The sequence below is a fragment of the Pseudomonas fitomaticsae genome (assembly GCF_021018765.1).
In the GTDB taxonomy this organism is placed as follows: Bacteria; Pseudomonadota; Gammaproteobacteria; order Pseudomonadales; family Pseudomonadaceae; genus Aquipseudomonas; species Aquipseudomonas fitomaticsae.
The window spans coordinates 2,282,808-2,297,653 of the sequence record NZ_CP075567.1 but is presented as its reverse complement, the minus strand read 5'-3'; the positions used below and the strand labels follow the sequence as shown (position 1 = coordinate 2,297,653).

General features: G+C 61.8%; 10 protein-coding genes and 1 other RNA gene. 1 reads left to right on the top strand and 10 read right to left on the bottom strand.

The window, feature by feature from the left end:
* Positions 1-34: 34 nt before the first annotated feature.
* The 3 genes from KJY40_RS10435 to dnaX form a co-directional block, all read right to left on the bottom strand.
* The gene (locus KJY40_RS10435) at positions 35-1,069 is read right to left on the bottom strand and encodes an NADP-dependent oxidoreductase (RefSeq protein ID WP_230736573.1); all 1,035 of its coding nucleotides are present in this window, start codon (positions 1,067-1,069) and stop codon (positions 35-37) included.
* Positions 1,070-1,331: 262 nt separating this feature from the next.
* On the bottom strand, positions 1,332-1,670 hold the full coding sequence (locus KJY40_RS10430; protein ID WP_007951650.1) for a YbaB/EbfC family nucleoid-associated protein: 339 nt from the start codon (positions 1,668-1,670) through the stop codon (positions 1,332-1,334).
* Positions 1,671-1,737: 67 nt separating this feature from the next.
* Complete coding sequence (gene dnaX / locus KJY40_RS10425) at positions 1,738-3,822, bottom strand: DNA polymerase III subunit gamma/tau (protein ID WP_230736558.1); 2,085 nt, start codon at positions 3,820-3,822, stop codon at positions 1,738-1,740.
* Positions 3,823-3,967: 145 nt separating this feature from the next.
* Here dnaX and KJY40_RS10420 point away from each other — a divergent pair, with 145 nt between their 5' ends.
* On the top strand, positions 3,968-4,729 hold the full coding sequence (locus KJY40_RS10420; RefSeq protein ID WP_230736557.1) for a substrate-binding periplasmic protein: 762 nt from the start codon (positions 3,968-3,970) through the stop codon (positions 4,727-4,729).
* A 93-nt stretch (positions 4,730-4,822) separates the two neighbouring features.
* Here KJY40_RS10420 and KJY40_RS10415 read toward each other — a convergent pair whose 3' ends face one another.
* The 7 genes from KJY40_RS10415 to KJY40_RS10385 form a co-directional block, all read right to left on the bottom strand.
* The gene (locus KJY40_RS10415) at positions 4,823-5,320 is read right to left on the bottom strand and encodes a hypothetical protein (protein WP_230736554.1); all 498 of its coding nucleotides are present in this window, start codon (positions 5,318-5,320) and stop codon (positions 4,823-4,825) included.
* Positions 5,321-5,449: 129 nt separating this feature from the next.
* An RNA gene (ffs, locus tag KJY40_RS10410) (signal recognition particle sRNA small type) lies at positions 5,450-5,546 on the bottom strand.
* Between the two features lie 111 nt (positions 5,547-5,657).
* On the bottom strand, positions 5,658-6,824 hold the full coding sequence (locus KJY40_RS10405) for a zinc-binding metallopeptidase family protein (RefSeq protein ID WP_230736552.1): 1,167 nt from the start codon (positions 6,822-6,824) through the stop codon (positions 5,658-5,660).
* 68 nt (positions 6,825-6,892) lie between these two features.
* Positions 6,893-9,250, bottom strand: coding sequence for an NAD-dependent DNA ligase LigA (gene ligA, locus KJY40_RS10400; RefSeq protein ID WP_230736550.1), 2,358 nt, complete (start codon positions 9,248-9,250; stop codon positions 6,893-6,895).
* 87 nt (positions 9,251-9,337) lie between these two features.
* Positions 9,338-10,204 (bottom strand): cell division protein ZipA, encoded by an 867-nt coding sequence (gene zipA, locus KJY40_RS10395; protein WP_230736549.1) that lies wholly within the window; start codon positions 10,202-10,204, stop codon positions 9,338-9,340.
* A gap of 259 nt (positions 10,205-10,463) precedes the next feature.
* Positions 10,464-13,952, bottom strand: a complete 3,489-nt coding sequence (gene smc, locus KJY40_RS10390) for a chromosome segregation protein SMC (protein ID WP_230736547.1) — start codon at positions 13,950-13,952, stop codon at positions 10,464-10,466.
* A gap of 2 nt (positions 13,953-13,954) precedes the next feature.
* Positions 13,955-14,614 carry a GntR family transcriptional regulator gene (locus tag KJY40_RS10385; protein WP_007952019.1) on the bottom strand — a complete coding sequence of 220 codons (660 nt, stop codon included), beginning with the start codon at positions 14,612-14,614 and terminating at the stop codon, positions 13,955-13,957.
* Positions 14,615-14,846: the final 232 nt, after the last annotated feature.

The window sequence follows — 14,846 nt, the reverse complement described above, 5'->3', positions numbered from 1 at the left end:
GTTTATACCCGCGCCTCCGGCCAGCGTCAAATCCTCAGTCCCGGGCGACCCGCACCACCAGTTTGCCGAAGTTACGCCCCTCCAGCAGCCCGATAAATGCTTGCGGCGCCTGCTCCAGGCCCTCGACCACATCCTCGCGGAATTTCACCTTGCCGTCGCGCACCCACGGCACCATCGCGCTGATGAATTCCGGCTGACGGTCGCCGTAGTCGTCGAACACGATGAAGCCCTGAATCCGTACGCGCTTGGTCAGCAGTGTGCGTTGCAAGGCGGGTAAGCGATCCGGGCCTTTCGGCGCTTCCGAGGCGTTGTAACCGGCAATCAGGCCGCACAGCGGGATCCGCGCCTTGGGATTGAGCAGCGGCACGACGGCATCGAAGACATGGCCGCCGACGTTTTCGTAATAGATGTCGATGCCCTTGGGACAGGCCCTGGCCAGTTGCTCGGCGAAGTCCGGTGCCTTGTGATCGATACAGGCGTCGAAGCCCAGTTCCTCGACCACGTATTTACACTTTTCGGCACCGCCGGCCACGCCGACGGCACGCAGGCCCTTGATTTTGGCGACCTGGCCGACCACCGAGCCCACCGCGCCGGAAGCGGCGGCGACCACCAGGGTCTCGCCCTCTTTCGGCTGGCCGATGTCCATCAGGCCCATGTAGGCGGTCATGCCTGGCATGCCCAGTACGCCGAGCGCCATCGACGGGCTCGGCAGGCCGGACGGGATCGGGATGATGTTGCGGCCATCGCTGATGCTGTGGCTTTGCCAGCCGGTGGCACCAACCACCAGATCGCCGGGGTGGAATTTCGGATGACGCGACTGCTCGACCCGGCTGACAGCGCCGCCGGTCATCACCTCGCCGATTTGTACCGGCGCCGCGTAGGACGGCGCGTCACTCATGCGCCCGCGCATGTAGGGATCGAGCGACAGGTACAGGGTCTTGAGCAACACCTGGCCGTCTTCAAGGTCCGCCAGCGCCTCGCGCTCCAGACGGAAGTTCTCAGGGGTCGGCGCGCCCACCGGCCGCGAGGCCAGCACGAAGCGTTGATTGAGGGTCAGAGGGTCGGACATGTCAGCATCTCCTTTGAATGAAGAATTCGAGGGTATAGGAAGCAGACCCTTGGGGCGGTGGGGTGTTCGATGTTTATTCCGGCAAATCGTGTTGACGCTTTCGCGAGCAAGCCCGCTCCCACATTTGAAATGCAATCCCATGTGGGAGCGGGTTTGCTCGCGAAGGCGTCATTACAGCCAACACTTCTCTACCGGCCAGAAACAAAAATGCCAGGCGCGATGCCTGGCATTTTTTGTAGCTCATCCAACCTGCAAAGGCGAATCAGAACGGCAGTTTCATACCGGCCGGCAGGTTCATGCCAGCGGTCATGCTGCCCATCTTGGCCTGGCTGTTGGCTTCGATCTGACGCACGGCGGCATTGACGGCTGCGGCCACCAGATCCTCGACCACTTCACGGTCGTCTTCGTCCAGGCCCGGCAGTACGCTCGGGTCGATGCTGACTTTTTTCACGTCATGACGACCGGTCATCACCACGGTGACCAGATCGCCGCCGGCCTTGCCGGTGACTTCTGCGTTGGCCAGCTCTTCCTGCATCTTGGCCATTTTTTCCTGCATTTGCTGCGCCTGCTTCATCAGGCCGGCCATGCCACCTTTCATCATGGTAATCACCTCAAAAGTACTTGGATCAATACAGCGCCCGGCGACTTGCGCCGAGCGCCTTCAGTTATTAGCCCTGACTGACCAGGGCGTCGACAGGTTCAATAGTATCGTGTCGCACGACCGCACCGAACTGCTGGACCATCTGCTGGATGAACGGATCGCCGTGGATCGATTCCTCCGCCTCGCGCTGACGGTTGGCACGGCGCCGGGACGCGGCCTGGGCCGGGGTTTCCTGCTCGGGCTTGATCAGCTCGATGGTCAGGGTCAGCGTGCGGCCGTGGAACTGGTTCAGCGCATCGTTCAGACGACGCTGCTGGGTGGCGTTGAACAAGGCGCTGTGGGCCGGGTCCAGGTGCATCAGCCAGTTGTCACCATCGACCGCGATCAGCGTGCAGTTGGCGGCGATGCTGCCGGTCATGCCGGAGATCGGCAGTTGCGGGAACAGCTCGAGCCATTGCAGGGCCAGACCGGTGGCCGGCGCGGCGGCAGGTTCCGGCTCGGGTTCCGGGGCCGGTTCTGCGGCGTGTTCGCTGGCCAGATCGTCGAGGTAACTGTAGGCCGAATCCATGTCCGGCTCGATGTAGTCCTCGTCGAGCGGCGGCTCGTCGTCCATGTCCATGCCCGGCGTGGCGGCATCGACCTCGGCGACCGACGGCTCGGGGATCGGCGCGGCGGCCCATTCCGGGGCATCCGGCACGACGCTGTCCGGGGTCGGCAACGGCATTGGCGGTAGGTCCGGCTGTTCGGCGGTGGTTTCAAGAACCGGCTCGACCGATGGCTGCTGCACAGGCGCCGGTTCTACCGGGTCGTTCCATGGCAGATCGACGACCTCTTCGACAGCGACTGGCTCTGGCTCTGGCTCAGGAACGGGTTCAGACGCAATCACCGGGGCAACCGGTGCAGGCTCGGGAGCAAGCGCCGGTGCAACCACCGGAGCCGGCGCGGGCGCAACAGCCGCAGCAACTACCGGCGCAGGTTTCGGCGCGGCAGCCACTGAGTTTGCGGAATCAACTGTGGCCTGGCTGATCCCCACCGGCTTTAGCGGTTGCCTCGGGGCATCCGCCGTGTCTGCCGGCCGGAAGGCCAGCATCCGCAGCAGCACCATTTCGAAACCGCCTCGCGGGTCCGGCGCCAGCGGCAAGTCGCGGCGGCCGATCAGGCCCATCTGGTAATAGAACTGCACGTCTTCGGCCGGCAAGGCCTGGGCCAGTGCCAGCACCCGGTCACGGTCGCCGTGGCCGTTGTCGACACCTTCCGGCAACGCCTGGGCGATGGCGACGCGGTGCAGAACGTTGAGAATTTCCGAGAGCACGCCGTTCCAGTCCGGCCCCTGTTCGGCCAGATGGCGCACGGCTTCGAGCAACGCCTTGGCGTCGCCTTCGATCAGCGCGTGCAGTACGTCGTAGACCTGGCCGTGATCCAGCGTACCGAGCATCGCCCGCACGTCGGCCGCCAACACCTTGCCTTCACCGAAGGCGATGGCCTGGTCGGTCAGGCTCATGGCATCACGCATCGAACCGTCCGCCGCGCGGCCGAGCAGCCACAGGGCATCGTCTTCGAACGGGACGTTTTCGGCGCCGAGAACGTGAGTCAGATGCTCGACCACCCGCTCCGGGGTCATGTTCTTCAGGGAGAACTGCAGGCATCGCGACAAAATCGTTGCCGGAAGTTTCTGCGGGTCGGTGGTCGCCAGGATGAACTTGACGTAGGGCGGCGGCTCTTCGAGGGTTTTCAGCAGCGCATTGAAGGAATGGCTGGAGAGCATGTGCACTTCGTCGATCAGGTAGACCTTGAAGCGCCCGCGGCTCGGGGCGTACTGCACGTTGTCGAGCAGCTCGCGGGTGTCCTCGACCTTGGTACGGCTCGCGGCGTCGATCTCGATCAGGTCGACGAAACGACCTTCATCGATCTCGCGGCACACCGAACACTCGCCGCACGGGCTTGAAGTGATACCTGTTTCACAGTTCAGGCATTTGGCGATGATCCGCGCAATCGTGGTCTTGCCGACGCCCCGCGTACCGGTGAAGAGGTAGGCGTGGTGCAGGCGCTGGCTGTCCAAGGCATTGATCAGAGCCTTGAGCACATGGGTCTGGCCGACCATTTCGCGGAACGAGCGCGGACGCCATTTACGTGCAAGAACCTGATAACTCATCGAAAACCGTCGCGGCAAAGGAAGCAGAAGCGGCTAATGCTAGCGGAGCAAGGGCAAAATTGCATCCGGTGTGCTCGTCTATTCTGGCTAAGCTGCATGAGCGAGGGCTTTTGTCGGCTCGGGATCGGGAATTACCGGAGCGTTTATGCGGTGGGCCGTGGGGGCATTACTGGGATTGAGCCTGAGCGCGATGGCGTCGCAACCGCCGCTGCGCTTCGTGGTTGCCGACAGCTGGGCGATGCCGATGGTGCAGATCGAACGCGGTCGCCCGACCCAGGGCATTCTCTACGACATGATGCTCAGCCTGGCGACCCAGGTCGGCGTGCCGGCGCAATTTCACGTCCTGCCCCGCACCCGGGTGCAGAACGCCATGGAACACGGCGAAGTCGACGTGCGCTGCTATGCCGCACAATCCTGGCTGCCGAACCTGTCCGGGGACTACATCTGGAGCATTCCGCTGTTTTTCCAGCGTGACCTGCTGATCAGTCGTCAGGACCAACTGCCCAACACGGATCCGGCCCACCTGCCCCGCCAGTCGATCGGCACCGTGCTCGGCTACAGCTATCCCACCCTGCAACCCTTGTTCGATGCCGATCGACTATGGCGCGAAGACGCGCGCAATCAGGAGCAGGTTCTGGACAAACTGCTGGCCGGCCGCTACCGCTACTCCGTGAGCAATCAATGGACGCTGGACTGGTTCAACCAGCACCTGCTGCCGGGGCAGCAACTGCAAGCGGTGGCGGTGCTGCAGGAGCAGCAGGTCGGCTGTTATGTGCGCAATGATCCGCATGTGCCGGTGCAGAGAATATTGCGTACGTTGCTGCGGATGAAAATGTCCGGGGAGATCGATGACATTATCCGGCTGTATACCGGCGCTTCAGAGCCCTCCCCCGAATTGAAGCCATGAAAAAGGGGCTTCAGAATGAGCCCCTCTTGGCGTTCCAGCGCACACGCCGACCTCATGGTCGCCATCAACCTCAATGCGGCGATAGACTGCGCGTCACTCCTGCGCGAACCGACCTGCAAACCGCCAGTGCTGCGGAGAGTGGCGCGTCATCACGATGATGTCGCCTTTTTTGACGTTGATCCGGCTTTGCATCGGAATCAGTCGTGGGTCTTTCACGACCGTGTCTTCAGCCGCCACGGTGTAGGAAAAGCCCGCCCAGCGGTGAACGCCGTTGTACAGCTTGCAATCGAGCGAAGGAAACGGGCCGGACTTGCCGACGCACTCGGTCACCTGCTCGGTATAGAGAGGGGTCGCCTTGTCCTTGCCGTAGTAGGCGAGGACGTATCCGTCGGCCGTGTTTTTCAGCTCCAGCGTGGTGTAACCGGCTGAATCACCGCCATCATCGGTGAGTTCGACCTTGCGCGAAAAGTAGTCGCGGGCAGCCGCCGTTTCAGCCTCCTGCGCCTTCAGCTCCTGGGGCGTCAGTGGCGTGGCGCAAGATGCAAGCATGGCGGATGCCATCAGGCAGAGAATGAGCTTGGAAAATGACATGAGAAGCCTCCTGGCGAGGAAAAGTAGGGACCAGCCTGATATCCAGACAGCAGAAAACACAACGCCGAAGAGGATCGGGGTCGTGTGAAAATGTTGAGTCTGGATTTTTTTGCGCCGTTAAGGTGGTAACCCTACCAGCCACACCCCGGCACACAATGTTCCCGCTGTGGCTGCTGCCTTCCGGCTCTGACCAGGTTCACGGGTAATCGTTGCGGGGGGACCGATAGGGTCACCATAACGACGCTCACCTGTCGGCGAGCCGCGCCATTGTACCTATCTGAGACGAAGTTACAACCGCTGGTTGTAGATAAAAAATATGAAGGGCTTCAAGCACTTGCTATTGCGCCTGAAGCACCTCGTCCGCCCGGCCACCCTCTTGCTGGATCACCAGATGAATGAAGTGCAACTTGGCGATCGCCGCCGGTGGCAGCACGAACGGATAGAAATCCGGCTGGCCCATGCTGCGCGACAGTTCGTTGAGCATGCCGGCCAGTTCGATCCATGCATTGACGAACGACAGGAACGCCGCGCCGCCAGGATGTTCGGGGTCGTAGAGCGTGCTCGACGGGAAAGGCTGGTAATCCAGATCCATCTCCCTGGCACTCATGCCAAAACCCAGCGCAGTGTCCACCGCGTCCATCATGTGCAGGTAATGCGCCCAGGTTTCCGCCCAGTCTTCCCACGGGTGCATGGTGGCGTAGGCACTGACGTAATGCTGCGACCAATCGGCCGGTGCGCCCTGTTGATAATGCCGCTCCAGCGCTTGCGCATAACTGGCGCGTTCATCGCCGAACAGGTTGCGGAACGAGCCGAGCCACGGGCCATTGTCGATCAGGCGATCCCAGTAGAAATGCCCGACTTCATGACGAAAGTGCCCGAGCAATGTGCGATAAGGCTCGTGCATCTGCGCCCGGACCCGCTCGCGGTGGGCGTCGTCGGCTTCTGCGATGTCGAGGGTGATCAGGCCGTTGGCGTGGCCGGTCATGGGCGCGTTGCCCTCCAGATCGACACCGATGAAATCGAAGGCCAGGCCGGTGTCTTCGTCGACGGTTTTCGGGATGACCGGCAGGCCGAGGCTGATCAGCTGCGCCACCAGCCGCCGTTTGGCGATTTCCACCTTGCGCCAGCGTTCGGGGTTTTCCGGGACGGACAGGTCGGGGATGGTGCGATTCAGATCGCAGGCCGCGCACAGGGTGTCGTGATCGTTGGCGGGCAGCAGCCAGTTGCAGGCCGCCGGAGTGTCGAGGTTGGCGCAGCGCCGGAACAGCCCGGCCTCGGGATCGGCATCCAGTATCCAGGTGCCTTCCTGCGGCCCCGGCTGCATCGAAGTCAGCCGACTGTGCTCCGGTTGATAACCCAGCGCCGCGTTGCAGGCCAGGCACTGACTGTTGCGAAAGAACAGCGACTGGCCGCAGCGGCACGGCCAGACTTTGCTGTTGCGCGAGGATTCGCCCATGAACGGCGCGACGATGCGGGAACTGAGCTGCTCGAAAAAGCGGTACATGGCGATCTCTCCCTGGGGCTTGCCAAGACTAGATCATTCCGGCGAGTTGATCGTTCCCGCGCGTTGCGTCAGGCGGAAATACCGTGTCCTTCCAGGAACGCGATAAACGCCTCTTCATCCATCACCTTCACGCCCAGCTCGTTGGCCTTGGTCAGTTTCGACCCCGCGCCCGGACCGGCGACCACGCAATGGGTCTTGGCCGACACGGAACCCGCGACCTTGGCGCCGAGGCTTTCCAGGTGTTCCTTGGCGACGTCGCGGCTCATCAGCTCGACCTTGCCGGTCAGCACCCAGGTTTCGCCGGCCAGCGGCAGACCTTCGACGACTTTCTTTTCACTCTGCCAGTGCATGCCGAAATCGCGCAGTTGCTTCTCGGCGTCTTCAGCCAGTTGACGATGCTCGGGCAAGGCGAAAAACTCGCGAACCGAATTAGCCTGCTTCTCCGGCAACGCCTGACGCATGTCCAGCCAGTCCGCGTTCATCACCCCTTCCAGCGATTCGAACTTGTCCGCCAGCTTCTGCGCCCCGCCCGGTCCGACCGAAGGAATGTGCAGCTTGTCGAGGAAGCCACCCAGCGTGGTGCTGGCGGCAAACTCGGCGCCCAGCTCGCCCTGATCCTGAATCTGCAAACCGTGCCCCAGCAACTCGGTGATCACCTGCTGGTTGTGCGCATCTTCGAAGAAGCTGTGAATCTCGTGCGCCACTTCCAGGCCGATGTCCGGCAGGTACGTCAGCACCTGCGGCAAGGCTTGCTGAACACGCTCCAGCGACCCCAGCGAACGCGCCAGCACCTTGGCCGTCTCCTCGCCGACATCCGGAATGCCCAGCGCATAGATGAAGCGCGCCAGACCCGGCTTCTTGCTGTCTTCAATCGCAGCCAGCAACTTGTTGCTCGACACTTCGGCAAAGCCTTCAAGGTCGACGATGTCGTCGAACTTCAGCGCGTAGAGGTCAGCCGGCGAACTGACCAGACCTTCGTCCACCAGTTGCTCGACGCTCTTGTCACCGAGGCCTTCGATGTCCATCGCTCGACGGGAAACGAAGTGAATGATCGCCTGCTTGAGCTGTGCACCGCAGGCCAGTCGGCCGACGCAGCGATACACCGCGCCTTCGCTGATGGTTTCCTTGCCCTTGCTGCGCTTGACCAGTTGCGTGCGCTCGACGTGGGATCCGCAGACCGGGCAGCTCTCGGGAATCTGCACCGGCCGCGCATCTTCCGGGCGACGCTCCACGACCACTTGCACCACTTGCGGGATCACGTCACCGGCGCGGCGAATGATCACCGTGTCGCCGATCATCAGGCCCAACCGGGCGACTTCGTCCATGTTGTGCAGCGTAGCGTTGGCCACGGTGACGCCAGCGACCTTGACCGGTTTCAACCGCGCCACAGGCGTGACGGCACCGGTGCGGCCGACCTGGAATTCCACGTCGAGCAGTTCGGTGAGTTCTTCCATGGCCGGGAATTTGTGGGCGATGGCCCAGCGCGGTTCCCGGGCACGGAAGCCCAGTTCGCGCTGATCGGCAATGCTGTTGACCTTGAACACCACGCCGTCGATTTCATAGGCCAGCGAATTACGCCGTTCGCCGATATCGCGGTAGTAGTCCAGACACTCGCCGATGCCTTTGGCCAGCTTCAATTCGTGGCTGATCGGCATGCCCCAGGCTTGTAGTTGCTTGAGGTTGCCGATATGGGTGTCGGAAATATCGTGAGAGACCTGGCCGATGCCGTAGCAGCAGAATTCCAGCGGACGGTTGGCGGTGATCTTCGAATCCAGCTGACGCAGGCTGCCGGCGGCGGCGTTGCGCGGGTTGGCGAAGGTCTTGCCGCCGACTTCCAGTTGCGAGGCATTGAGGCGTTCGAAACCGGCCTTGGACATGAACACTTCGCCGCGCACTTCCAGGGTCGCCGGCCAGCCCGTGCCGTGCAACTTCAGCGGAATGTTGCGCACCGTGCGCACGTTGACGCTGATGTCTTCGCCAGTGGTGCCGTCGCCGCGCGTGGCGCCGCGTACCAGCACGCCGTCCTGATACAGCAGGCTGACCGCCAGACCGTCGAGTTTCGGCTCGCAGCTGTATTCCACCGCAGCGCCACCGCCGAAAAGATCACCGGCCGGCAGGTCCAGACCTTCGGTCACCCGGCGGTCGAACTCGCGCATGTCGGTTTCTTCGAAGGCGTTGCCGAGGCTGAGCATCGGCACTTCGTGACGCACCTGGGTGAACGCGGTCAGCGCCACGCTGCCGACACGCTGGGTCGGCGAGTCGCTGGTGATCAGTTCCGGGTTGGCCGCTTCCAGCGCCTTGAGCTCGTGGAACAACCGGTCGTACTCGGCATCCGGAATGCTCGGCTCATCGAGGACGTGGTAACGGTAGTTGTGCTGATCGAGCTCAGCGCGCAGCTCTAGAATGCGGTCTTTGGCGGCAGTCATGGGTGTTCTCTCATAAAGCAAAAGAGCAGCCGAGGCTGCTCAATCTATTTTGCCGATTGCCCCTTTATTGCGAGGCAACCTTTTCAATCAACGCTTCTGGGTCAGGGCGCGACGTTCGAATTCGACGATGCGCTGACGGTAGTGCTCGATGGTCTGCGCGGTCAGGACGCTGCGCTGGTCATCTTTCAATTCGCCGTTCAGTTCCTGGGACAGCTTGCGGGCTGCCGCGACCATCACGTCGAAGGCCTGCTTCGGATGACGTGGGCCTGGCAGGCCGAGGAAGAAGCTCACCGCCGGGGTGCTGAAATGGTCGATGTCGTCCAGATCGAAGATGCCCGGCTTGACCGCGTTGGCCATGGAGAACAGCACTTCGCCATTGCCGGCCATGCTTTCGTGACGGTGGAAAATATCCATCTCGCCGAAACGCAGACCGCTTTCCAGAATGTTCTGCAACAGTGCCGGGCCCTTGAAGCCGGCCGGATCGCGGCAGATCACGCTGATCACCAGCACTTCTTCGGCTTGCGGCTGATCCTTGTCGGCCGCAGCAGGCGACGACTTGGCAACAGGCTCGACGAAATCATCGTCGCGGCTGCTGAAGCTCGGGCCGCCGTCCAGATCCAGATTGAGGTTCAGGTCGCCCTGGGCCGGACCGTTGCTGCCACGCTTGCCGCGCTTGGAACCGGATTCGCGAGGCTCGCGTGCTTCGCGGGCCGGCATGCTCACCGATGGCAGATCGTGTTCGTCCAGTTGCGGCTCTTTATGGGTATCCAGCACGCGGGCCGGGCCCAACAGCTCGGCGCTGGTGTCCTCGTCCGGCAGGTTGGACAGACTTCGGTCAAGACGGAATTTCAGTTTTCCCTTGCCGCCGCGCATACGGCGCCAGCCATCGAAAAGAATACCGGCTATCACAATGATGCCGATGACGATCAGCCACTCGCGCAGACCGATTTCCATGTAATCCCGTGCCTCTATAAAAAATGCTGAAAAATAAGGGGTTTACACTGTGTAAACCGCTTTAAAACGTGGCGCCAACTCTATGTTCTGACAGGCGTTTTGCCCACGTATACGAAAAATTGACATTAAACTAGCACGACCAAAGACAACTTTACACCGTCTGTCTCATTGGCTTGCGCGATTATGTCGATTGGCCAGCAAGTCGAAGCCGGTAAATATGTCCTACAGACTACAAATACCTTTTCCGACACGCGCCGGCTCAGGCATCCACCATCGCCATCGCCTCCTCGACATCCACGGCTACCAGTCGCGAACAACCCGGCTCGTGCATCGTCACACCCATCAACTGGTCAGCCATTTCCATGGCGATCTTGTTGTGGGTGATATAGATGAACTGCACGGTCTGCGACATCTCTTTGACCAATCGTGCGTAGCGTCCAACGTTAGCGTCATCCAGTGGTGCGTCAACTTCATCGAGCATGCAGAACGGCGCCGGATTCAACTTGAAGATCGCAAAAACCAGTGCCAGTGCCGTCAGGGCTTTTTCGCCGCCGGAAAGCAAATGGATGGTGCTGTTCTTCTTCCCGGGCGGCTGCGCCATGATCGTCACCCCTGTATCGAGTAGATCTTCGCCCGTCAGTTCCAAATACGCGCGCCCACCACCGAAAACTTTCGGAAAAAGCGCCTGTAAACCGCCATTGATCTGATCAAAGGTATCTTTGAAACGGTTACGGGTTTCCTTGTCGATCTTGCGGATGACGTTTTCCAGGGTCTCCAGGGCTTCGACCAGATCGGCGTCCTGGGCATCCAGATAACGTTTACGCTCGGATTGTTGCGTGTATTCGTCGATCGCCGCGAGGTTGATCGCGCCCAGGCGCTGAATGCGCGCGGCGATGCGTTCAAGTTCTTCTTCGGCAGCCTTCTCGCTGGCCTCGGCGGTCAGGGTGTTGAGCACGCCGTGCAGATCGTAGCCGTCTTCCAGCAGTTGATCCTGCAGGGCCTTGCGGCGCACGGTCAGGGCCTGCCATTCCATGCGTTGCTGCTCGAGCTGGCCACGGATCAATTGCGATTGCTGCTCGGCCTGGGTCCGGCGTTTTTCCGCGTCGCGCAGTTCGCGATCGGCGTCTTCCAGAGCGATCTGGGCAGTCTTGAGTTCGTCGTCGACGCTCATGCGCTTGTCGAGCAACTCTTCGAGTTTCAGACGCAGCTCTTCCAGCGGCGCCTCGCCCTCCTCCAGATTCAGGCTGAGCTGTTCACGTTTTTCGGTGAGGCGCTCGGCCTGCATTTCCAGACGCTCAAGGGCCTGGCGGGTCGAATCATGCTGAGCCCGCAGCGAACCAAGGCGAACGGCCAATTGATGGGCGTGATCCTTGTGCTGACGGGCTTCCTGACGCACGCGATCCAGGCGCTCGCGCAGGCTGTCGCGCTGGGCCAGCAGCAATTCGCGCTGCTCGGTGTCGAGGGCCATGGCGTCGAGGGCGTCCTGCAACTGGATCCGCGCTTCGCCGATGTTTTCGTGTTCCAGTTCGCGCTGCTCGGCGAGTTCGACCAGTTCTTCGTCGAGACGGGTGCGCCGCAGGTTCAACTGCTCGGCCTTGGCTTTGCCGGCGGACAGTTGAGCTTTCAATTCGCCTTGCTGACGGGCTTCGTCCTGCAACAGGCGTCGCAAATGTTCACGTCCGTTTTCCTGCTGACGCTGTTGCGCGCGCAGGGTCTGCAGACGGGCTTCCATGGCCTCGACCGTGGCTTCGCGTTCTTCGCGTTCCGCATGCAGCGATTCGATTTCCTGACCGCGGGCAAGCATGCCGCTTTCGGCTTCGCTGGCGCGGCGCACCCGCAGAAAATGCCGGCCGACCCAGTAACCGTCGCGGCTGATCAGGCTCTGGCCGGCAGCCAGTTGGCCGCGCAGGGCCAGTGCCTGTTCAAGGCTGTCGACCGGTTTGACCTGAGCGAGCCAGGGCGACAAATCGACCTGCGCCTCGACCTTGTCCAGCAGGCTGCCGGCCACGCGCACTCCGTCATTGCCCGGGCTGAGCAAACGCAGATCGCCTTGGGCGAAACCGGACAAATCGAAGCCGTCGAAATCATCCACCAGCACCGCTTGCAGGTCGGCGCCGAGCACGGTTTCCACCGCCAGCTCCCAACCGGCCTCGACCTTCAGGCCTTCGGCCAGACGCGGACGCTCGGCGAGATTGTGTTCCTTCAGCCATTCAGCGGTGCCGGTGCCCGGATCGAGTGCGGCCTGCTGCAAGGCTTCCAGCGATGCGAGGCGACCATTGAGGCGCTGCAAATCGCCCTGGGCCTGTTGCTGTGCGGTCAGCGCCTGCTGCAATTCCTGGCGCAGTTGCTCGAGCTTTTCGACCTGGGCTTCTTCGCTGGTCTGCAAATCTTCAAGGGTGGCTTCGGACTCTGCGAGCTGTTCACTGAGTTCCATGATCGCCGCGTCTTCCGGATCGGCCGACAGCAGTGCCCGCTCTTCGCCCAGACGCTTTTGCCGATCGGCCAGACGCTCCATGCTGGTTTCCAGCTGCTGGATGCGCGACTGCTGCACTTCGGCCTGACGACGGGGTTCGGCGGCGGTCAGGTTGAAGGCGTCCCACTGCTCCTGCCAGCCGTGCATGACGGTTTCGGAATCTTCCAGCGCAGCGGCAGCTTCTTCGGCGGCGGCGTTGGTGATTTCCTGCTCGGGGGTCAGTTGATCGAGTTCTTCGCCGAGGGTCAGCAGCAAGGTGCGGTCGTGGCCCAGGTGCGATTCGGTTTCGAGGCGCGCGCGCTCGGCCTCCTTCAAGTCGTCCTGCAACTGACGCAAACGCTGTTGACCGTGCTGGATGCTCTGCTCGACCCGGGCGATGTCGCCGCCGACCGAATAGAAGCGCCCCTGCACCAGATTGAAGCGCTCGGACAGGTCATGGTGACCGTCGCGCAGGCGTTCAATCGCTGCATCGGCGTTGCGTTGCTCGGCGACCAGCGCTTCGAAGCTGATTTCCTGGTTGCCGATGATCGATTCGCGCTGGCCGACCTGATCGTTCAGATCCTGCCAGCGCAGGGCCGACAATTGCGCCTTGAGCTGGCGCTCTTCAGCCTTGTATTCCTGATACTTCTTGGCGGCCTCGGCCTGACGGTGCAGGCGTTCGAGCTGGCGTTCGAGTTCTTCACGCAGGTCGGTCAGACGGGCAAGGTTTTCGTGGGTGCGGCGGATGCGGTTTTCGGTCTCGCGCCGGCGCTCCTTGTACTTGGAAATGCCGGCGGCTTCTTCGATGAAGTTACGCAGGTCTTCCGGCTTGGACTCGATCAGCTTGGAGATCATCCCCTGCTCGATGATCGAGTAGCTGCGCGGGCCGAGGCCGGTGCCGAGGAAGATGTCGGTGATGTCGCGGCGACGGCATTTGGCACCGTTGAGGTAATAAGTCGTCTGGCTGTCGCGGGTCACTTTGCGGCGGATCGAAATTTCCGCGTACGCCGCCCACTCGCCCAGCAGCGTGCCGTCGGAGTTGTCGAACACCAGTTCGATACTCGCCTGGCTCACCGGTTTGCGGCTGGTCGAGCCGTTGAAGATGACGTCGGTCATCGACTCGCCGCGCAGGTTCTTGGCCGAGCTTTCGCCCATCACCCAGCGCACGGCGTCGATGATGTTCGACTTGCCGCAACCGTTCGGCCCGACGACGGCCGCCATGTTGCTGGGGAAGTTCACCGTGGTCGGGTCGACGAAGGATTTGAACCCCGCCAGCTTGATGCACTTGAGCCGCAAGGTCAGGCAACCGTCAGGGCGGACACCACCAGATCGCAGCTGCGCTGGGCGTAAGCCGTCAGCACGATGCGGATCTGCGGCAGGTCACGGGCGAGAACGGCGGCGAGCAGGCGTTCGAACAGTTCGAGAAACTCGCTCATCTCGGCCTTGCGCTGTTCCAGTGCAAGGAAGTACGCACGGCTCATGGCCGGTTGCAGGTTCTCAACGGTTTCCTGCAGGTACGGGTTGTTGGCGAACGGGTACGCGGCGCGCATGACGTTGAAGCTGTCGTCGACGAAGGTGCGGATGTCCTGACGCTCGTAGCTGGCGGTCAGGCGCTGCTGGATCTGCACGAACGGCGCCATGTCGGACTGGACTTGCCAGCCATTGGCCACTGCGTTGCCGAGCAGGATGTACAACTCGCTCATCAACGTGCACAGGCTCTGCACCTTGTGCGCCGTCAGCTCGGTGACGTGGGCGCCACGGCGCGGCAGGATCGCGATCAGGTGACGGCGCTCGAGGATCAGCAAGGCTTCGCGGACCGAACCGCGGCTGACGTTCAGCGCCAGCGTGACCTTCTGTTCCTGGATACGCTCTCCCGGCTTCATTTCGCCGCGAATGATCCGTTCGGCGAGGTGGTGAGCGATTTGCTCGGCGAGGCTGTCCGGCGCCTTGAACGTCATGGTTGTCCTTCAAACTCTTCGATCTGCACAAGCGGCGCAGTGTAGCGCAATGCGCGGTCATGGCGGAGTGCCCGCACAGCGGTTTTTGGCACGAATCCCGCAAAAAAGCGCTTGATCCAATGAGGGTCAATACTGAAGAGACACGTGGTTGAGCGACAAAACGGTTTTTCCTGACCTTTAAGTCAGAAAACCATTGACCGAAAAGTCAGACCTGCTAAATTCGGCTCAAGTC